Source organism: Bradyrhizobium sp. Kon37, from assembly GCF_055807535.1.
In genome coordinates, this window is record NZ_JBVVOY010000149.1 from 1 (window position 1) to 415 (window position 415).

Sequence of the window (415 nt, forward strand, 5' to 3'; positions counted from 1 at the left end):
GAAATGAGTCAGGAGCATCAGACTGATTTCGCAGGCTTTAACATCAGCTATGACAACTATCACTCGACGCACAGCGAAGAGAACCGCCAGTTGTCAGAACTTATCTACTCTCGCCTGAAAGAAAACGGTTTTATTAAAAACCGCACCATCTCTCAGCTGTACGATCCGGAAAAAGGCATGTTCCTGCCGGACCGTTTTGTGAAAGGCACCTGCCCGAAATGTAAATCCCCGGATCAATACGGCGATAACTGCGAAGTCTGCGGCGCGACCCACAGCCCGACTGAACTGATCGAGCCGAAATCGGTGGTTTCTGGCGCTACGCCGGTAATGCGTGATTCTGAACACTTCTTCTTTGATCTGCCCTCTTTCAGCGAAATGTTGCAGGCATGGACCCGCAGCGGTGCGTTGCAGGAGC

General features: G+C 51.6%; 1 protein-coding gene. It reads left to right on the forward strand.

Features of this window, described 5'->3' with window-relative positions; genetic code table 11:
* Positions 1–415 (forward strand): class I tRNA ligase family protein (locus tag AC0L3J_RS37545; RefSeq protein WP_473350449.1); only part of this gene is annotated, 415 nt, incomplete at both ends.